At 56.8% G+C, this 19,338-nt stretch carries 18 protein-coding genes; 6 read left to right on the forward strand and 12 right to left on the reverse strand.

The window, feature by feature from the left end:
• Positions 1-216 precede the first annotated feature (216 nt).
• Entirely contained in the window at positions 217-1,257 is a 1,041-nt protein-coding gene (locus PGH32_RS18765; RefSeq protein WP_314421254.1) for a GMP reductase, read from the forward strand.
• A gap of 42 nt (positions 1,258-1,299) precedes the next feature.
• Here PGH32_RS18765 and hofC read toward each other — a convergent pair whose 3' ends face one another.
• The 7 genes from hofC to PGH32_RS18800 form a co-directional block, all read right to left on the reverse strand.
• Positions 1,300-2,499 carry a protein transport protein HofC gene (gene hofC / locus PGH32_RS18770; RefSeq protein WP_337894813.1) on the reverse strand — a complete coding sequence of 400 codons (1,200 nt, stop codon included), beginning with the start codon at positions 2,497-2,499 and terminating at the stop codon, positions 1,300-1,302.
• Complete coding sequence (gene gspE / locus PGH32_RS18775; protein ID WP_337894814.1) at positions 2,496-3,887, reverse strand: type II secretion system protein GspE; 1,392 nt, start codon at positions 3,885-3,887, stop codon at positions 2,496-2,498. The genes hofC and gspE overlap by 4 nt, the downstream gene beginning before the upstream one ends.
• Positions 3,887-4,327, reverse strand: coding sequence for a prepilin peptidase-dependent pilin (gene ppdD, locus PGH32_RS18780; protein ID WP_337894875.1), 441 nt, complete (start codon positions 4,325-4,327; stop codon positions 3,887-3,889). Before ppdD ends, gspE begins: the two co-directional genes overlap by 1 nt.
• Before the next feature lie 209 nt (positions 4,328-4,536).
• Positions 4,537-5,427 carry a carboxylating nicotinate-nucleotide diphosphorylase gene (nadC, locus tag PGH32_RS18785; RefSeq protein ID WP_314421241.1) on the reverse strand — a complete coding sequence of 297 codons (891 nt, stop codon included), beginning with the start codon at positions 5,425-5,427 and terminating at the stop codon, positions 4,537-4,539.
• 156 nt (positions 5,428-5,583) lie between these two features.
• Positions 5,584-6,123 carry a DUF4865 family protein gene (locus PGH32_RS18790; RefSeq protein WP_337894815.1) on the reverse strand — a complete coding sequence of 180 codons (540 nt, stop codon included), beginning with the start codon at positions 6,121-6,123 and terminating at the stop codon, positions 5,584-5,586.
• Positions 6,120-6,518 (reverse strand): tautomerase family protein, encoded by a 399-nt coding sequence (locus PGH32_RS18795; protein ID WP_337894816.1) that lies wholly within the window; start codon positions 6,516-6,518, stop codon positions 6,120-6,122. The genes PGH32_RS18790 and PGH32_RS18795 overlap by 4 nt, the downstream gene beginning before the upstream one ends.
• 3 nt (positions 6,519-6,521) lie before the next feature.
• Positions 6,522-6,830: a carboxymuconolactone decarboxylase family protein gene (locus PGH32_RS18800; protein ID WP_337894817.1), complete on the reverse strand. Its 309-nt coding sequence runs from the start codon at positions 6,828-6,830 to the stop codon at positions 6,522-6,524.
• Positions 6,831-6,934: 104 nt separating this feature from the next.
• Here PGH32_RS18800 and PGH32_RS18805 point away from each other — a divergent pair, with 104 nt between their 5' ends.
• Positions 6,935-7,855, forward strand: coding sequence for a LysR substrate-binding domain-containing protein (locus PGH32_RS18805; RefSeq protein WP_337894818.1), 921 nt, complete (start codon positions 6,935-6,937; stop codon positions 7,853-7,855).
• On the opposite strand, the gene PGH32_RS18810 is transcribed toward PGH32_RS18805, so the two are convergent.
• The 3 genes from PGH32_RS18810 to PGH32_RS18820 all read right to left on the reverse strand — a co-directional run bounded on the left by PGH32_RS18810 (position 7,830) and on the right by PGH32_RS18820 (position 9,711).
• A complete protein-coding gene (locus PGH32_RS18810; RefSeq protein WP_337894819.1) occupies positions 7,830-8,540 on the reverse strand; it encodes an anti-sigma factor in 711 nt (236 codons plus the stop codon). The two genes, PGH32_RS18805 and PGH32_RS18810, sit on opposite strands and share 26 nt — an antisense overlap.
• Entirely contained in the window at positions 8,537-9,082 is a 546-nt protein-coding gene (locus PGH32_RS18815; RefSeq protein ID WP_314421215.1) for an RNA polymerase sigma factor, read from the reverse strand. The genes PGH32_RS18810 and PGH32_RS18815 overlap by 4 nt, the downstream gene beginning before the upstream one ends.
• Positions 9,083-9,153: 71 nt before the next feature.
• On the reverse strand, positions 9,154-9,711 hold the full coding sequence (locus tag PGH32_RS18820) for a fasciclin domain-containing protein (RefSeq protein ID WP_123337191.1): 558 nt from the start codon (positions 9,709-9,711) through the stop codon (positions 9,154-9,156).
• 182 nt (positions 9,712-9,893) lie between these two features.
• On the opposite strand from PGH32_RS18820, the gene ampD reads away from it, so the two are divergent.
• Positions 9,894-10,463: a 1,6-anhydro-N-acetylmuramyl-L-alanine amidase AmpD gene (gene ampD / locus PGH32_RS18825; RefSeq protein ID WP_337894820.1), complete on the forward strand. Its 570-nt coding sequence runs from the start codon at positions 9,894-9,896 to the stop codon at positions 10,461-10,463.
• Positions 10,464-10,466: 3 nt separating this feature from the next.
• Entirely contained in the window at positions 10,467-11,321 is an 855-nt protein-coding gene (gene ampE, locus PGH32_RS18830; RefSeq protein WP_337894821.1) for a beta-lactamase regulator AmpE, read from the forward strand.
• Positions 11,322-11,403: 82 nt separating this feature from the next.
• On the opposite strand, the gene aroP (PGH32_RS18835) is transcribed toward ampE, so the two are convergent.
• Positions 11,404-12,759 carry an aromatic amino acid transporter AroP gene (aroP, locus tag PGH32_RS18835; RefSeq protein WP_314421196.1) on the reverse strand — a complete coding sequence of 452 codons (1,356 nt, stop codon included), beginning with the start codon at positions 12,757-12,759 and terminating at the stop codon, positions 11,404-11,406.
• A gap of 1,092 nt (positions 12,760-13,851) precedes the next feature.
• Positions 13,852-15,213, reverse strand: a complete 1,362-nt coding sequence (aroP, locus tag PGH32_RS18840) for an aromatic amino acid transporter AroP (RefSeq protein ID WP_337894822.1) — start codon at positions 15,211-15,213, stop codon at positions 13,852-13,854.
• Between the two features lie 501 nt (positions 15,214-15,714).
• On the opposite strand from aroP (PGH32_RS18840), the gene pdhR reads away from it, so the two are divergent.
• The gene (gene pdhR, locus PGH32_RS18845; RefSeq protein WP_314421190.1) at positions 15,715-16,479 is read left to right on the forward strand and encodes a pyruvate dehydrogenase complex transcriptional repressor PdhR; all 765 of its coding nucleotides are present in this window, start codon (positions 15,715-15,717) and stop codon (positions 16,477-16,479) included.
• 190 nt (positions 16,480-16,669) lie between these two features.
• Complete coding sequence (gene aceE / locus PGH32_RS18850; protein WP_205066736.1) at positions 16,670-19,333, forward strand: pyruvate dehydrogenase (acetyl-transferring), homodimeric type; 2,664 nt, start codon at positions 16,670-16,672, stop codon at positions 19,331-19,333.
• Positions 19,334-19,338: the final 5 nt, after the last annotated feature.

Raw genomic sequence — 19,338 nt, forward strand, 5'->3', positions numbered from 1 at the left:
CAGTGCGGAGGGCGGCAAATATGAGGCACAGATCACAGGAGGTAATTACAGTTATATTTACCGGATTGTAGCGTAAATATTTCATGTTTCGCAGTCTTGTCCGCGCGTTTTTAGCGCGTATGATAACGTCACTGGAACTGGCATTCAGCCTGTGATCGGGGATCGCTCTGCAAAGGACGGTTTCTGCATCAACGCCACAAACCAGGAAAAATCGTTATGCGTATTGAAGAAGATATCAAGTTAGGCTTCAAAGATGTCCTCATCCGGCCTAAACGTTCAACGTTACAAAGCCGTTCTCAGGTGGAACTGGCCCGCCAGTTTACTTTCAAGCATTCGGGTATTGCCTGGTCAGGCGTTCCCATCATCGCCGCCAATATGGATACCGTGGGTACCTTCAGCATGGCGGAAGCTCTGGCTTCTTTCGATATTCTCACCGCGGTGCATAAGCATTACAGCGTAGAGCAGTGGAGCCAGTTTATTGCCCGGGTACCGCAGTCGGTACTGCAACACGTTATGGTGTCAACCGGCACCTCCGCCGAAGACTTCATCAGGCTTCAGCAGATCCTCGCGCTTTCGCCGCATTTGAACTTTATCTGTATTGACGTTGCCAACGGGTATTCCGAGCATTTTGTTACGTTTCTTAAGCGCGCGCGTGAAGCCTGCCCGGGAAAAACGATTTGTGCCGGGAATGTGGTCACCGGTGAAATGGTGGAAGAGCTGGTTCTTTCCGGTGCCGATATTGTAAAGGTTGGCATCGGTCCTGGCTCTGTCTGCACCACCCGGGTTAAAACCGGCGTGGGTTATCCGCAGCTTTCCGCCGTTATTGAATGTGCCGATGCCGCGCACGGGCTGGGGGGGCAGATCGTCAGCGACGGGGGCTGTTCCGTACCCGGTGATGTGGCTAAAGCATTTGGCGGCGGCGCGGATTTCGTCATGCTGGGCGGTATGCTCGCGGCCCACGATGAATGTGAGGGCGAAATTGTCGAAGAAAACGGGGAACAGTTTATGCTGTTCTACGGCATGAGTTCTGAGTCCGCCATGAAGCGCCACGTAGGCGGCGTTGCGCAGTATCGCGCTGCAGAAGGTAAAACGGTCCGGCTGCCGCTGCGCGGTCCGGTTGAACTGACCGCACGGGATATTCTCGGTGGTTTGCGCTCGGCATGTACTTATGTGGGGGCGGAGCGCCTGAAAGAGCTGACCAAGCGCACGACGTTTATCCGCGTGGCCGAGCAGGAAAACCGCGTCTTTAACCGCTAGCGGCGGTGGCTGAACATTCTCCTGGCGGTTTCAGGGGGATGTTCAGCCCAGCGCATCTCCCAGCCGGAATACCGGCAGATACATCGCCACGACCAGCGTGCCCACAATGATACCAATCACCACCATCATCAGCGGCTCCAGCGCTGCCGCAAGCGTGTCGGCCAGCTGATGTGTTTGCGCTTCGTGCCAGCCGGCCAGCCGGGCCAGCAGGGCGTCCAGCGAGCCGGACTCCTCACCCACCTTGATGAGCTGATAGCATAAAGGTGTAAACAGGTCGTGGGGTTTCAACGCCTGGTGCAGTGGGTTCCCTGCGGCAATATGCTGCTGAAGTTTAATAATCGCTTCCCGCCAGACCAGAGCGCCGACCGTTTTCTCTACCGCCTGCAGGCTTTGTAGTAACGTCAGACCCGCGTGCTGAGTCAGCGCCAGGGTTGTGTAGATCTGGCTAAGCTGGCTGCCCCGGTAGAGCGGTGATAGCAGGGGGATCCTCAGCAAAAGTCGCTGTTCCGTTCTCTGCCAGCGGAGCGATTTTTTGCGCTGTTGACGATAAAGCATCACCATCGCGAAAAGCGTCAACGCTATCAGCGGTGCCTGATGCTGTAAAAGCGCTGAGAATGCGATGACCGCCGCGGTAAAGGCGGGCAGAGGAGCATCAAACGTCTGATAAATCGCCACAAACTCCGGCAGGACAAAAACCAGCATACCGATGCTGACGAGAAGCGCTACCGCCAGAATAAACAGCGGGTAGCGCAGCGCTTTTTTCACTTTCTGCTGCAGTTGCTGCTGCCGCTCCTGCTGCTGCGCAAGCCGCAGGCAGCACTCATCCAGCTCCCCGGTTAACTCACCGATATGAATCAACGCGGGATAGAGCGGTGGAAACACCTCCGGCCACTCCAGTAACGCTTTTGAAAATGGCTCGCCTGCGGTGATCCTCTCCTGCAGGCACAGCAGAAGTGCCTGCCATCCGGGATCGGGGTGACCTTCTGCCAGTAAATGAAGCCCACCGGCCAGCGGCATTCCCGCCTTCAGCAAGGTTGCAAGCTGGCGAATGAAGGCGACCTTGTGCTGCCACTGCCAGTCAGCGGATCGATAGCGGCGGCCACGAGAAATCTTCAGGGGCAGCTGCTTCATCGCGACAATATCATCAACTATCCTGCCTGAATCTGGCGCAAAGCCGCAGCCGCTATGTACCGCACCGCCGTCATCGATCGCCTGCCAGCGAAACAAATAGCGCTGACTCATCCCGGCCCTCCGGTCACTCGCGTCAGTTCTTCCAGCGTTGTCTCCCCTTTATTTACGCTGTGCAGTCCGCCGACGAACAGCGGATCCAGGCCCTGCTGGTGCGCTAACGTTGCCAGGGCTTCCGGGCTGGCATTCTGCGCCAGCGCATTTTGCAGTGCCGGGGAAACCGGGAGCATTTCAAACAGCGCCAGCCGGCCGTAAAATCCGGAAAAGCAACGTTCGCAGCCGACGGCTCGCCAGTTCTGTACCGTTCCCGGCCAGATATGGCTGGGGAAGTGCGCCAGGGCGTCCGCCGGCTCCCGGCAGTGCGGGCACAGTTTCCTCACCAGACGCTGCGCAACGATCAGCTTAAGCGCCGAGGCCAGCATATAGCCGGGCACACCCATCTGGCCCATGCGAACCAGCGTTTCCGTGGTCGAATTAGTGTGCAGAGTAGAGAGCACCAGATGTCCGGTTTGTGCGGCCTTAACGGCGATCTCTGCCGTTTCACCGTCGCGGATTTCCCCCAGCATAATCACATCGGGATCCTGGCGAAGCAGTGCGCGCAGCACAAGATGAAAGCTCAGCCCGGATCGCATATGGATCTGCGTCTGATTGACCCCGGCCAGCGGGATCTCGACCGGATCCTCAACGCTGCACAAATTACGGCCGGGGGCATTAAGCCAGCTCAGACCGCTGTAAAGCGTAAACGTCTTTCCGCTGCCTGTCGGGCCGGTCACCAGAATAAGCCCCTGCGGCTTAGCCAGCGCCGTGCGGTAGTGCTTCAGTAAGGTTGCAGGCATACCGAGTTTTTCCAGCGATATTGCCTGCGTATCGCTTTGTAGCAGTCGGATTACCGCTTTTTCACCGCAGCGCGTGGGCAGCGTCGACAGCCGAAAGGATTCGGTTTTATCACCCAGCTCGAGAGAGAACTGGCCATCCTGCGGTACCCGTCGTTCCGCAATATCCAGGTTGGCCAGGATCTTCAGGCGAGCGATAAGCGAAGCGCTGCCCTCGCTAAGGGTCATGGCCTGCTGTAAGACGCCGTCCACCCGTATTCTGATCCGTAATCCCTGCTCCTGCGGTTCAATATGGACATCGGAAGCGCGCTTCTGCAGCGCAACAGCCAGCAGATGGTTAATTCTTTCTACTGCACCCGCGCCGATTTCCTCTGGCCGCCCGGTGTTTCCCGGAACCTCACCGGTGCGGTGTAAATACTGCTCCAGGCGCGCCTGAGGCCAGGATTCCACATCGATAACCCCCGGGGTGATGAAGCGCAGTTCGGTCATCATCTCGTGGGGAGGTGTTCCGGCCATTGCAATGTGCAGACGCCGATCGTTGAACTCGACAATGGCGGCCTGATAGCGCTGGCAGATAGCTTCAACGGCGCGCTGGCTGGCAGTCGTCATTATTTCTGCTCCTCGTTAAACCGGAACAACTCCTCACAGGCTTCTTTCAGGCCACTGCTGTCACTGACACAGCTGCGCTGCCAGCTGAGGTAGCCGTCGCTGCTGTCCCACTGCGGCGTTAACGACACGCTTAGCCCTTTTAAACTCTCCTGCCCGGTGAGAGAGATAACGCCCGCATTGACGGTTATGGCAGAAACGTAGCGGGAAGTCCGCGCGGAAGGGACGCCCTGGCTGCCGGCTTCACAGCCGCTAATACCGCCATGCTCAATCGCACAAAGCTCAACGCCGGTTTTATACGGCATAGCCGTTTGCAACATATCGGTCAGCGCGGCTTTCTGCAGATAGCTCTGGTAGGCGGGCAGACCGATCGCGCTCAGGATCGCGACAATGGCAATCACGATCATCAATTCAATTAACGTAAATCCCTGCTGGCTCATGATGGTTCTCCTTGTGGTTAACAGGGGGCACCATAGTCCTCAACCTATGCGAGTAGTAGCAGGCAAACGGGTATTTCAGAGGCCTGTTCAGCACAATTTCGCGGGATAACATCGTTACATAAACGGTTTGCGGCGAGTGCCGCAGCCTGCCTTAAATAAAAAGGTCAGCGCAAAAGGCTGACCAGGGGAGAGGTATGGAAAGCGGCAGAGGTTTAACGAAAGCGCATCGACAGATCCAGCGCGCGTACGTGCTTGGTCAGTGCGCCAACGGATATGTAGTTAACCCCGGTTTCGGCAAAGATGCGCAGCGTTTCATCGGTGACGTTGCCGGAAACTTCCAGCAGGGAGCGGTTATTGCTCAGCGCGACGGCCTCGCGCATCTGCTCAACGCTAAAGTTATCCAGCATGATGATGTCGGCACCGGCGTTCAGCGCCTGTGCCAGTTCGTCGAGAGATTCAACTTCAACTTCGACCGGCACGTCCGGATGCAGCCAGAACGCTTTCTCAACCGCTTTGGCAATCGAACCACAGGCAATAATGTGGTTCTCTTTGATCAGGAAGGCATCGGACAGGCCCAGGCGATGATTGGCCCCGCCGCCGCACAGTACGGCGTATTTCAACGCGGTACGCAGCCCCGGCAGCGTTTTACGCGTGTCCAGCAGCTGGGTGTGCGTGCCTTCCAGCAGAGCAACATAGCGGCTGACCTCCGTGGCAACGCCGGACAGCGTCTGCACAAAGTTAAGCGCGGTGCGTTCTGCCGTCAGGATCAGCTGTGCCGGGCCGCTGACTTCAAACAGCGTCTGGTTAGCGGTAATCGCCTCCCCGTCGGCCACGTGCCAGGTAATCTGCGTTTTATTACCCAGCTGGATAAACACCTCCTCCACCCAGCGTTTGCCGCAGAAAACCCCCGGCTCGCGGGTGATCACCACCGCATGTGCCTGGGTATCTTCCGGCAGCAGACCAGCAGTGATGTCTTTGCAGGGGTCGACTTCGCCACCCAGGTCCTCACGCAGCGCCTGCTCAACGGCAGGGGGAATATCGTCCTCAATACGCTCCATCAACTCAATACGGCGGTTATCTGGATCGTAACGGCGGGATGTCATGATTTAACTCCGAAAAGGTCGGGTAACAGAGAATGCCATGCTAGCCTGTTTTTCCCCCGTTTGTCAGCCATCCGCAGGGCCGGCAGCCCGACATTTTCTCACCTTCTCTGGCTGAAAGAAGCAGGGCATCCCTTACCTTCCTGTTTTAACCGCCGCTTACCGCCCTGCGGGCAGGGAGAGGTGCCCAACCCGGTAGCGCTCATACCCGGGAACCTCATCGAACGGGCGGCTGCCCAGCTGAAAGCAGAGCCGCCGCCACTGCCGGACATCCCAGGCAACGATCTGGGTGATATCGGCCGACGAAACGGGAGCATGGCTGATTTGACGTAAATCGCCGTTTGCATCAATGGGGACTATCTCCCGCCGGGCAAAGGTCGAGTGATGCAGGCCGTTGCCCGGAAGGTATTCCAACACCGGCCAGCAGTCGATAGCGGGCCTGCCGAAGTCTGTTACCAGCTTTTTAAAGGCGTCACTCTGTAAAAAACGGGCCATGCTGGCGCTGTCCTGCCACAAATAAAACGGCGCGTAGAGGGGTTCGCTGGTGGTCTGCGGATCGCCGCTGCGGGCGTAGCACCAGGCCTTGAGCACCAGACCGGGGAAGTTATCCAGTCGGTGCCCGTTTTCCCGCACGCGATTCTCGATAATGGTCATGTCGTAGTCAGCGGGCAGGCGAAAGCGATATTGCATTGCGATCATAGCGGCTTCTCCTGAGGCCAGTGGAACGGGCTGCCGCTGGCAAACGACCAGTCTTCAGGCTGTGTGAAGCTCAGCGTGATCATGACGTCTTCCGGGCGTACTCCCAGTTCAGTTGAGAGTCGCCGGGCAAGATGCTGATAGAACTGATGTTTCCGATCAACGCTGCGCGGCCTGCCTGCGGTGATGTGGAACCAGATAAACCCTTCTGAGCGCGGGCCGCCGAGATAGTGAGGCGGGAAAACGCGCAGCCCGGGGGCATATTCGTCAAACAGCTGGAAGCAGTCATCCTGCGGCACATCGAAGAAGTCGACCAGCGTCTGATGTAACAGAGTGGAAAGCACCTGGCGGAACGCCGTGGTTTTTCCGGCAGGCAGGGCGATACGGGTAAAAGGCATGGCTTACTCCTGCGGAAAATGTAAATGGCCGAGCGCAGTTACTGAGGCAGGCCAGCCGCAGTAGAACGCCAGATGGGTGATAACTTCGGTCAGTTCGCTGCGGCTGAGGCCATTTTTTTGGGCAAAATCAAGATGCCACGGCAGCTGCTGATGGCGGCCTGCGGCTATCAGCGCAGCAACGGTAATCAGGCTGCGATCGCGCTTGCCCAGCTCACTGCGTTGCCAGATGTCACCAAACAGAATTTCATCGGTAATTGCCGCAAAACGGGGGGCTATTGCCGCCAGATCGTCGCGGGTAAGTGAATGAGGCATTGTCACTCCTGTGGAGGTTGATGAGTTAATGCCAGAATAGAGGGAAGTAATCGTTTATAAAATCGCATATATTTGGATTGATAATCCCGAAAATCAGGATGTTTATGGCACAGAACAGACGTGTGACTTTTGACCTTGAGGCGCTGCGCACTCTGGTAACCGGTATGGAACTGGGTAGTTTTGCGTTGGCCGCGGTGAAGCTCAATCGCTCAACGTCGGCGGTCAGTGCCCAGTTGAAAAAACTGGAGCAGCAAAGTGGCCTGCCGCTGTTGCAAAAATCCGGTCGCCGACTGGAACTCACCGCCAGCGGTGAACTGCTGATGGCCTATGGTCGTCGCCTGCTCGCCCTCAACGACGAAGCTTTCAGCGCGCTCAGCGCCCGTCATCTGGCAGGCAGCGTAAGCCTTGGGCTGCAGGAGGATTTTGGTGAGGCACTTTTGCCGGAGCTGCTGGGGCAGTTTTCTCGCGCGTTTCCGCAGGTTGAGGTATCAGCACGCATTGGCCGTAACGGCGAACTGCTGCAGGCAATGCGTCAGGGAGAGCTTGATCTCGCGCTGTGCTGGCAGGGGGACGAAAATACGCGGTTAATGCATGCGCTGCCTGCCGCACCGCTTCACTGGATTGGGCGTTCTGATTCCGATTTATCGCGCTGGCTGACGGGGGAGGAGGCGCTGCCGCTGCTGCTGTTTGATGCGCCCTGTCTGATGCGCACCTGCGCAATTGATGCGCTTAACCGCTCGGGCATTCCCTGGCGGGTGGCGTTTACCAGCCGCAGCCTGAGCGGCATCTGGGCCGCCGCCGCCGCCGGACTGGGGATCACGCTCCGCAGCCGCTTCGGTCTGCCTGCCGGACTGCAGGTGTTACAGCATTCGCGGCTGCCACCACTGGGCGAACTGGGTATGGCGCTGCATACCGCAGAGGAGGCGCTGAACCCTGCGGCAGAGCGCCTGCGTGATATCCTTCTGGAACGCCTGGCCATGCCTGCGCCACAGTCGCTGTCTACAGCAGCGATATTTTCGCGCTGAACAGAACGGGGCCGGTAGGCTGGCCGGTTGGTGAACCGCCCGGCGGCTCCAGACTGATGGCAAGGCCCGGCAGGGCTTCAGGCTGAAGTGGGGCGATGTCCACCCGACGGTTGCCGGAAACATCCAGCAGCCCTAACGACTGTGGCTTACCGCCAGGCGGGATCAGCCAGAGCTGCAGACTGTGGTCAGGGCCGATGGCCGGTGGCTCCGCCGTCTGCACGGTCAGTCTGTTTTGCGCCGGGTTAATGCCGATCACCCAGATCCCTTTCTGCTGGCTGTTGCTCAGAACGGCGATAGCCTGAGCGGGTGCCGGTGCCGGAACCAGTTGGGTATACAGCAGCGCGCCGGCAAAAGAGGCCGCCAGACCCCAGCCAAGCCACATCGGCCATGCGCTGCGCGATAATTTTACCGGCTGCCCGGCAGTGGGCGCTGGAGCCAGCCCCGCGTTATCCCGAGGTTCCGCCGGGAGTGCGGCGGCAATACGTGGCCACAGCGTTTCCGGCGGTGCAACGGGGACCACATCGCAATCCAGCCCGGCCAGTGCGTTTTGCCAGCGCCGGACTTCTGCCGCCAGTTCAGGCTCTTGTTCAGTGCGGCGCTTAAAACGCAGGCGAGCCGCACCGCGCAGCGTACCCAGGGCATACTCTGCGGCCAGGGCGGAGTCAAAATCGTGTTTGTTTTTCATATGCCCACGCAGCCTTTTAAATGCATTAAGGCCCGGCGGATCCAACTTTTAACGGTACCGGCAGGCTGTTGCAGATGCAGCGCGATTTCGCCGTGCGACAGCCCATGATGATAAGCCAGAACAACGCTTTGCCGCTGTTCTGCGGGCAGGGCGTCCATGCAGGTCAACAGCCTGCGCGATTCGCTTGTTGAGGGGGCGGAGTCACGCTCGCCTTCTTCAGCGCCCGCGTCGTCTTCATCGTCCAGTTCCAGAACGCGATTGTCCTGCAAACGCAGATAATCGATCGCGCGATGGCGAACAATGTTGGTCAGCCACGTTTTAGGGGCACTCTGGGTGGGATCGAAGCTGCCAGCCCGCTGCCAGAGAGCCAGAAAACTGTCATGCAGTACCTCCTCAGCCCAGCCGCGCCGGTGCAGAAGGCGTAACGCGATAGCAAACAGATAGGGGGAGTAGCTACGGTAAAGCGCTTCAAAAGCGCGCTTGTCGCCGGCCGCCACTGCCCGAATCAGTAAAACCTGACTGTCGATTGATTCTTCCGCCATGAACCGTCCTGAAAGAGGTGCAGAGGTGAACAAAACGTTCCCCCTGCACAGGGTATAGACCCTTTTTACCGTTATGGCATCAGCACCGTATCAATAACGTCGATTGCGCCATTTTTCTGCTGAACGTCATAGGTACTGATGTTGGCGACATTACCCTGGTTATCTTTCAGCTGCAGGTTGTGTGGCCCATTCTGCATCACCCACAGTGAAGCACCGTTAACGGTTTTCAGCTCGGCACGGCCATGGCCCTGTTTGACCTTTTTCTCCAGCGCCTTCATGTCATATTTCCCGGCAACGACGTGATAGGTGAGCACGGCGGTCAGTTTGCTTTTATTTTCAGGCTTCAGCAGCGTATCCACGGTGCCCATCGGCAGTTTGGCAAATGCCGCATTTGTCGGAGCAAATACGGTGAAAGGACCGGGGCCCTGTAATGTATCGACCAGTCCGGCGGCTTTCACGGCGGCGACCAGCGTGGTGTGATCTTTCGAGTTCATGGCATTTTCAACGATATTTTTAGAAGGATACATGGCTGCACCCCCCACCATCACAGTGTTTTGTGACATCTCAGCCAGAGCGGCAGCGCTGAACAGGAAAGACGCACACAGAGCAGAACGGATGATAGTTTTCATGCTGAATTCCTCGGGTAAGAGAAGGCGTATTTGCCTCACAAAGCTATCTACGTTCAGCGATGAAAAACGGATGCAGGAAAATGAAAATATTTTTTTGCGGCGTCAATGCGCGGTGAGAAGTTTGTCAGAGCCAAAATAAATCATGCTAATCTGAGGGGATTCTGACAACGGGAGAGCAGGGCATGCAGTTGCAACAGGGCTGGATTACGGAGGCCAGAAAGGTTCCGTCGCCGCATTTTAATCAGCGACCGGATGATGAAAAACCCTCGCTGTTGGTGATCCACAACATCAGTCTGCCGCCCGGTGAATTCGGCGGCCCATGGATAGACGATCTGTTCACCGGTCAGCTTGATCCTGCCGCTCACCCTTATTTTGCCGATATCAGCCACCTGAGGGTTGCCGCCCACTGCCTGATCCGTCGCGATGGTGAAGTTGTGCAGTATGTGCCGTTTCAGCAGCGCGCGTGGCACGCAGGCGTATCAAATTATCAGGGGCGTGATGCCTGCAACGATTTTTCCGTCGGCATTGAACTCGAGGGCACCGATACGCTGCCTTATACCGACGCACAGTACCAGTCACTGCTGACTGTGACCGGGCTGCTGATTGCTGAATATCCGGCCATGGCTCTGAACATCACCGGGCACAGCGATATTGCGCCGCAGCGTAAAACCGATCCTGGCCCGGCGTTCGACTGGGCCCGATTCCGCACCGCTCTGGCGCTGCCAGTCCAGGGTAAAAAAGAGGGGAGTTAAGGCATGACGTTATTTAGCCTGTTGTTAGTTCTCGGGTGGGAGCGCCTGTTTAAAATGGGCGAACACTGGCAGCTGGATCATCATCTGATGCCGCTGTTTCGCCGGATAAAGCATTTCTCGCTGATGCGTACCTTACTAATGCTGCTGCTGATTATGGCCGTCGTGGCTGTTTTGATGCTGTCGCTGAAAGGCTGGTTTTTCGGCGTGCCGCAGCTGCTTTTCTGGATCCTTGTGGGTCTGCTGTGCATCGGGGCTGGCTCGGTACGTCTTCACTATCACGCCTATCTTAAGGCTGCCAGCCAGAACGACGCGCATGCGCACGATGCGATGGCGGAGGAGCTGACGCTGATCCACGGTGTGCCGGGCGAGTGTAGCGAGCGCGAGTATCTCTGCGAGTTGCAGAATGCGCTGCTGTGGATTAACTATCGATTTTATCTCGCGCCGCTGTTCTGGTTTGTTGTGGGCGGTCCGTGGGGGCCGGTGCTGCTGGTGGGTTATGCATTTCTCCGCGCCTGGCAAAGCTGGCTGGCACGGCAGCGGGCTCCTCTTCTGCGTTCTCAGTCCGGCGTGGATGCACTGCTGCACTGGATTGACTGGATACCGGTACGGCTGGTGGGCGTGGCTTACGCCCTGTTGGGGCACGGCGAGCGCGCGCTGCCCGCCTGGCTGGCTTCACTGGGCGATCGCCACACGCCGCAGTATCAGGTACTGACCCGACTGGCACAGTTCTCGCTGGCACGCGATCCGCATCTGGATAAGGTGGAAACGCCACGGCGGGCGGTATCGCTGGCGAAGAAGATATCGCTGGTGCTGGTGGTAGTGGTCGCGCTGCTGACGATTTACGGCACGCTGGTGTAAGCATCTACCCGGCTGGGGCGGTGTTTAAGTAAAAAAAATCAGGCCAGCATATGCTGGCCTGATTGCGTTTTGTCTGAAGAGATTATGCCTTCTGAGAGCGATTCTTCAGCCAGTAGCCGACGGCCAGAATCAGGATCCACACCGGAATCAGCCAGACGGAGATAGCCATGCCCGGGGTGATTGCCATCAGCACCAGAATGCCGGCAAGGAACAGCAGGCAGATCCAGTTACCCAGCGGATAGAGCAGCGCCGGGAAGCGCGTTTTTACGCCCTGCTGATCTTTCTTACGGCGGAACTTGATGTGCGCCATGCTGATCATCGCCCAGTTGATCACCAGCGCGGAAACCACCAGCGCCATCAGCAGGCCAAAGGCTTCGCCCGGCATCAGATAGTTCAACAGTACGCAGAGCGCGGTGGCGATAGCGGAGAACAGAATTGAGATCACCGGCACGCCGCGGCCATCCACTTTCAGCAGCGCTTTCGGGGCGTTGCCCTGCTGAGCCAGACCAAACAGCATACGGCTGTTGCAGTACACGCAGCTGTTATAGACCGACAGCGCGGCGGTAAGAATAACCACGTTCAGCGCGTTAGCCACCAGAGCATCACCCAGCTCATGGAAGATCAGCACGAACGGGCTGGTATCTGGCGTAACGCGGGTCCACGGCAGCAGCGACAGCAGCACGGCCAGCGAGCCGATATAGAAGATCAGGATGCGCCACAGAACCTGGTTAGTGGCTTTAGGGATGCTGGTTTCCGGGTTATCCGCTTCTGCTGCGGTGATCCCGACCAGTTCCAGGCCGCCGAAGGAGAACATAATGATGGCCATCATCATGACCAGCCCGCTGAACCCGTTCGGCAGGAAGCCGCCCTGATCCCACAGGTTGCGTACGGTTGCCTGCGGGCCGCCGTTGCCGCTGAACAGCAGCCAGCCGCCGAACAGGATCATACCGATGACCGCCACCACTTTAATAATGGCAAACCAGAACTCCATCTCCCCGAACACTTTAACGTTGGTCAGGTTAATGGCGTTGATCAGCACAAAGAAGGCGGCAGCGGACATCCAGGTAGGGACTTCCGGATACCAGAATTGAATATATTTACCGACGGCCGTCAGTTCAGCCATGGCGACCAGTACGTACAGGACCCAGTAGTTCCAGCCGGAGGCAAAACCGGCGAAATTACCCCAGTACTTATAGGCAAAATGGCTGAATGAACCGGCGACCGGCTCTTCCACGACCATCTCTCCCAGCTGGCGCATAATCAAAAATGCGATAAACCCGGCAATCGCGTAACCCAGTATGACGCCAGGCCCGGCAGATTGAATAACAGACGCACTTCCCAAAAACAGGCCGGTACCCACGGCCCCACCCAACGCGATCAGCTGAATGTGGCGGTTTTTCAGGCCACGGTGCAGCGTTTCGCCCTGCTGTTGTCCCATGTCTAACCTCATGATGTTTTATTATTTTTTCGTCTTTTCAGCAGGCCCTGTCGCCATGCTGTTTCGAAAAGTTTACGATTGTTGTGTGAGTAAATATGAGCCTGAACGTAGCCTCAGGAAGAGAATAGTGCTAAGCGCAGAGGTTTGCACTCGCTTTCTACGCTACACACGCAGAAATGACTAAAAAATCAGCGTGCTGTCTCATTTTTTACTGTCTATGTTTTGCCACAAATTGGTGCAAATGACGAATAACATTCTCTTATGACGGAGGGTCGGCTGGCCGGTGGATGGTGGATTGGGAACCCGCCTCTGCGGCGTCCGGGCGGTCCTCGCGCCCTGCCGCGCAGGGTGCCTTCGTCTTCGGCTTCGGGGCTTGCGGGGCGGTTGGCTGGTGGTTGGGCGATCGGGAACCCGTCTCTGCGGCGGCCGGGCGGTCCTCGCGCCCTGCTGCGCAGGGTGCCTTCGGCTTCGGCATCAGGCCTGTCGGATCGGCCCGGAGCGGGCGTCCTGCCCGCGCCAGGCCTGAGCCCAGCATCCATGCTGGTCTCTCCTGTCCTGCTGCCTGCGCCTCAGCGCTGCGGATTACCCGGCCGCCGCAGAGGCGGGTTCCCCTTTGACTCAATCACACGCGGTACGTAACGGAAAGAGAGGGGAAGGGTTCTGGTGAGCTTGGGTGGTGGTTTTCGGCTGCTATATGATCGTCTTCATCATAAAGAGAGTGGTGGCTGCCCCGAGCAGGCCATCCACAGCACTGAAGGGGAAAGGGAAACAGGTTTGCGAACAAATCGATCTGTTGATCAGGCAATGCTGATATCAGATAGCGGACTGGCTGCTGCCCCGAAAGGGCCATCCGCAGCGCTGAACGGAGAGAGGAAGCCAGGATTCGCCCACAGGGAAGTGGGCGAAAGGTGCAGCCGTGCAGGACGCACGTCTGCACCGGTCCGTCAGGCTGACGAGCGAAGTGAAGGCACCGCAAAGCGGCGCGAGGACCAGCCCGGCAGGGGCAGCCGCCAGTCAGCGTAGCCACCGTTATCCCAGAGATAACCAGCGGCATTAAACTGTCAGCGCTGCCACCTTTATCAAGCCTCAGATTCAGCCTTGCGCCTTCACCGAACGGCGCTTAAACGCATAGCCAACCGCAAGAATGCCAATCCAAACCGGAATCAACCACACCGAGATCGCCATACCCGGGGTCATGGCCATAATCACCAGTACGCCGGCCATAAAGACCAGGCACAGCCAGTTACCAAACGGATAGAACAGCGCCTTAAAGCGTGGCTCAATGCCTTGCTGGTTAGCACGCTTGCGGAAACGCAGATGCGCCAGACTGATCATCGCCCAGTTAATGATCAGGGTGGAAACCACCAGCGACATCAGCAGAGAAAACGCCTCGCCCGGCATCAGATAGTTGATCAGCACACCAACGGCAGCGGCGGCGGCGGAAATCAGAATGGCATTCACCGGCACGCCGCGGCGATCGACCTTCATCAGTGCCTTCGGCGCGTTACCCTGCTGCGCCAGCCCAAATAGCATGCGGCTGTTACTGTACACACAGCTGTTATACACCGACAGCGCGGCGGTCAGGATCACCACGTTCAGCGCATTGGCTACGAACGCATCACCCAGCTCGTGGAAAATCAGGACGAACGGGCTGGTATCTTCAGTAATGCGAGTCCACGGCATCAGCGACAGCAGCACGGTCAGTGAACCTATATAGAAGATAAGAATGCGCCACAGCACCTGATTGATTGCCTTGGGGATGCTCTTCTCCGGGTTTTCAGCTTCCGCTGCGGTCAGGCCAATCATCTCCAGCCCCCCGAATGAGAACATGATGATCGCCATCATCATCACCAGCCCGTGCAGGCCGTTAGGCATAAAGCCGCCGTGGTCCCACAGGTTGCTGACCGTTGCCTGCGGGCCGCCGTTGCCGCTGAACAGCAGCCAGCCGCCGAAGGCAATCATGGCGACAACCGCAACGACCTTAATAATGGCAAACCAGAACTCCAGCTCGCCGAACACCTTCACGTTGGTCAGGTTAATCGCGTTAATCACGATAAAGAACACCGCGGCGCTGACCCAGGTGGGGATCTCCGGGTACCAGAACTGGATATATTTGCCGACGGCGGTCAGCTCGGCCATGGCGACCAGCACGTACAGCGCCCAGTTGTTCCAGCCGGATGCCAGCCCGGCGAACGGTCCCCAGTACTTATGCGCGAAATGGCTGAAGCTGCCGGCCACCGGCTCTTCAACGATCATCTCACCCATCTGACGCATAATCAGAAAGGCAATAATGCCGGCAATGGCATAGCCCAGAATGACGGCGGGGCCGGCCGATTTAATCACCGATGCGCTGCCCAGAAACAGACCGGTACCGACGGCTCCGCCCAATGCGATAAGCTGAATGTGGCGGTTTTTTAACCCGCGATGCAGCGTCTCGCCCTGCTGATGTTCCATACTCTTCCTCGTGATGCTTGTTTTTATTTATGTCTGCCAGAGTGGTTAAATCTAATAACGTACTGAAATATTTACGCTTATCGATAAAGTAAAACCTGGCTTAATCTGGCGTCGCGCAGAGAATAGTGGTAGGCGGGGTGCTTTGCACTTTCTTTCTCATTCCGTGCGCCAGTGTGGTCAAAAAAACGCCGATCGCACCGGGTGGGTGCATAACGATTTCAGGGGGCAGCATAAGGGAAATCAGGCATTACAGATGGTGCTATTAGTGGGATACCGATTAACTAAGCTGCTGCCGTGTTTCAAAAAAGTTTTAAAAATTAACATTTATTATGCATTCGAGGGCGATCGAAAAATTCCGCTTACCCCTTGCCAGGAACGAGACGGGGGTCTGGTTTCGCCGGGTTGTCATATAGACATCAGGTGAATACTTTGTTACTTTACGGGCACCTTTTTTAAATTGGTATTACCAATTAACTCTGGCACATCGTAGAAGAAGGGATTATGGCCTACAGTAAGATTCGCCAACCAAAGCTCTCTGACGCCATCGAGCAGCAGCTTGAGTCCCTGATTATGGAAGGGACGCTGCGTCCCGGAGAGAAATTACTGCCCGAGCGCGAGCTGGCCGTGCAGTTTGATGTCTCCCGTCCTTCCCTACGAGAAGCAATCCAGCGTCTGGAAGCAAAAGGTCTGCTGCTTCGCCGTCAGGGCGGTGGCACCTTCGTCCAGAAAACCCTGTGGCAAAGCCTGAGCGATCCGCTCATCGAACTGCTTGCCGGCCATCCTGAATCCCAGTTCGACCTGCTGGAAACGCGTCATGCTCTGGAAGGGATTGCCGCCTATTATGCCGCGCTTCGCGGGACAGACGATGATATTGCACGTATACAGCAGTGCCACCTGCACATTCAGACCGCCCAGGACAGCGGGGATCTGGACGCAGAAGCCGATGCGGTGATGCAGTATCAGATTGCTGTCACAGAAGCCGCCCATAATGTGGTGCTGCTGCATTTGCTGCGCAGTATGGGTCCGATGCTGGAACAGAACGTAAGACAGAACTTCGAGTTGCTCTACTCGCGTCGGGAGATGCTGGTGAAAGTGAGTGAACATCGCGCCAGTATCTTTCAGGCGATTGTGGCACGCGAGCCGGAACAGGCCCGTGAAGCCTCACACCGACACCTGGCGTTTATCGAGGAAATATTGCTGGACAGAAGTCGGGAGCAAAGCCGTAGAGAGCGCTCCCTGCGACGTTTACAGCAACGTAAGGAATAACGTAAGTAAAACGCGTAAATATAACGCGGCACTATACCCGACACCATTGGCGTAACGGCTAACACAGCGCCAGCACCAGGGCTCAAGGGTATAAACGACGAGCCTGTCTCTTTGTGTTTTGAACGACAGAATGCAAAGAGACAGGCTCCAGACAATTCAACGTATTAGACACAGATAAGGAATACCCCCCATGTCAGAACGTTTAAACAATGACGTGGATCCGATCGAAACTCGCGACTGGCTACAGGCGATCGAATCGGTCATCCGTGAAGAAGGTGTTGAGCGCGCACAGTATCTGATCGACCAGGTACTGAGCGAAGCACGTAAAGGCGGCGTGAAAGTGGCTGCAGGTGCTGGAGCCAGCAACTATATCAACTCTATTGCTGTTGAAGATGAGCCGGAATACCCTGGCAACACATCTTTAGAACGTCGTATCCGTTCTGCTATCCGCTGGAACGCCATTATGACCGTTCTGCGCGCATCGAAGAAAGATCTGGACCTGGGCGGCCACATGTCCTCCTTCCAGTCTTCTGCCACTATCTATGAAGTGTGCTTCAACCACTTCTTCCGTGCGCGTACGGAAAAAGACGGCGGCGATCTGGTTTACTTCCAGGGTCACATCTCTCCGGGCGTTTATGCTCGTGCCTTCCTGGAAGGTCGTCTGAGCGAAGACCAGATGAACAACTTCCGTCAGGAAGTTCACGGTAAGGGTCTGTCTTCTTACCCACACCCTAAACTGATGCCTGACTTCTGGCAGTTCCCGACCGTATCTATGGGTCTGGGTCCATTGGGTGCGATCTATCAGGCTAAATTCCTGAAATATCTTGAACACCGTGGTCTGAAAGACACCTCTCAGCAGACCGTTTACGCCTTCCTGGGCGACGGCGAGATGGATGAGCCAGAATCTAAAGGTGCGATCACCATCGCCACCCGTGAAAAACTGGATAACCTGGTCTTCATCATCAACTGTAACCTGCAGCGTCTGGATGGCCCGGTAACCGGTAACGGCAAGATCATCAACGAACTGGAAGGTATCTTCGGCGGCGCAGGCTGGGAAGTGCTGAAAGTGATCTGGGGCGGTCGTTGGGACGAGCTGCTGCGTAAAGACACCAGCGGTAAGCTGATCCAGCTGATGAACGAAACCGTTGACGGCGACTATCAGACCTTCAAATCCAAAAACGGCGCGTATGTGCGTGAGCACTTCTTCGGTAAATATCCGGAAACCGCTGAGCTGGTAAAAGATCTGAGCGACGACGAGATCTGGTCACTGAACCGTGGTGGTCACGATCCGAAGAAAGTCTACGCCGCACTGAAAAAAGCGCAGGACACCAAGGGCAAACCTGTGGTTATCCTGGCTCATACCATCAAAGGTTACGGTATGGGCGACACCGCGGAGGGCAAAAACATTGCTCACCAGGTGAAGAAAATGAACATGGACGGCGTGCGCTATATCCGCGACCGCTTCAACGTGCCGGTTGACGATGCTGCCATCGAAAAACTGCCGTACGTGACCTTTGCTGAAGGCTCAGAAGAGCACACCTACCTGCACGCACAGCGTCAGAAACTGGGTGGCTACCTGCCAACTCGCGAACCTAAGTTCAGCGAGAAGCTCGAAATGCCAACGCTGGAAGATTTCCGCCAGCTGCTGGATGAGCAGAACAAAGAAATCTCCACCACTATCGCTTTCGTACGCGCCCTGAACGTGATGCTGAAGAACCCGTCGATCAAAGATCGCCTGGTGCCAATCATCGCCGATGAAGCCCGTACCTTCGGTATGGAAGGCCTGTTCCGTCAGATCGGTATCTACAGCCCGAACGGCCAGCAGTACACCCCGCAGGACCGTGAGCAGGTTGCTTACTATAAAGAAGACGAAAAAGGTCAGATCCTGCAGGAAGGTATCAACGAACTGGGTGCAGGCGCATCGTGGCTGGCGGCGGCAACGTCCTACAGCACCAACAACCTGCCAATGATCCCGTTCTACATCTACTACTCCATGTTCGGTTTCCAGCGTATCGGCGACCTGTGCTGGGCTGCAGGTGACCAGCAGGCTCGCGGCTTCCTGGTGGGCGGAACTTCCGGTCGTACAACGCTGAACGGTGAAGGTCTGCAGCACGAAGATGGCCACAGCCACATTCAGTCTCTGACTATCCCTAACTGTATCTCTTACGATCCAGCTTATGCGTACGAAGTTGCCGTGATCATGCATGACGGTCTGGTACGTATGTACGGTGATGCACAGGAAAACGTGTACTACTACATCACCACGCTGAACGAAAACTACCACATGCCAGCAATGCCGGAAGGCGCTGAAGAAGGTATCCGTAAGGGTATCTACAAGCTGGAAACTATCGAAGGTAGCAAAGGTAAAGTTCAGCTGCTGGGTTCAGGCTCTATCCTGCGTCACGTGCGTGAAGCGGCAGAAATCCTGGCGAAAGACTACGGCGTAGGTTCTGACGTGTACAGCGTGACCTCCTTCACCGAACTGGCCCGCGACGGTCAGGACTGTGAGCGCTGGAACATGCTGCACCCAACTCAGGAAGCACGCGTGCCGTACATCGCTCAGATCATGAGCGACGCACCGGCCGTGGCGTCTACCGACTACATGAAACTGTTTGCGGAACAGGTTCGCAGCTACATCCCAGCCAGCGACTATCGCGTACTGGGTACTGACGGCTTCGGTCGTTCAGACAGCCGTGAGAACCTGCGTCACCACTTCGAAGTGGACGCATCTTACGTTGTCGTTGCAGCACTGGGCGAACTGGCTAAACGCGGCGAAATCGATAAGAAAGTGGTAGCGGACGCTATCGCCAAGTTCGAAATCGATGCTGATAAAGTTAACCCGCGTCTGGCATAAGAGGT

This window comes from Erwinia sp. SLM-02 (assembly GCF_037450285.1).
Classification (GTDB): Bacteria; Pseudomonadota; Gammaproteobacteria; order Enterobacterales; family Enterobacteriaceae; genus Erwinia.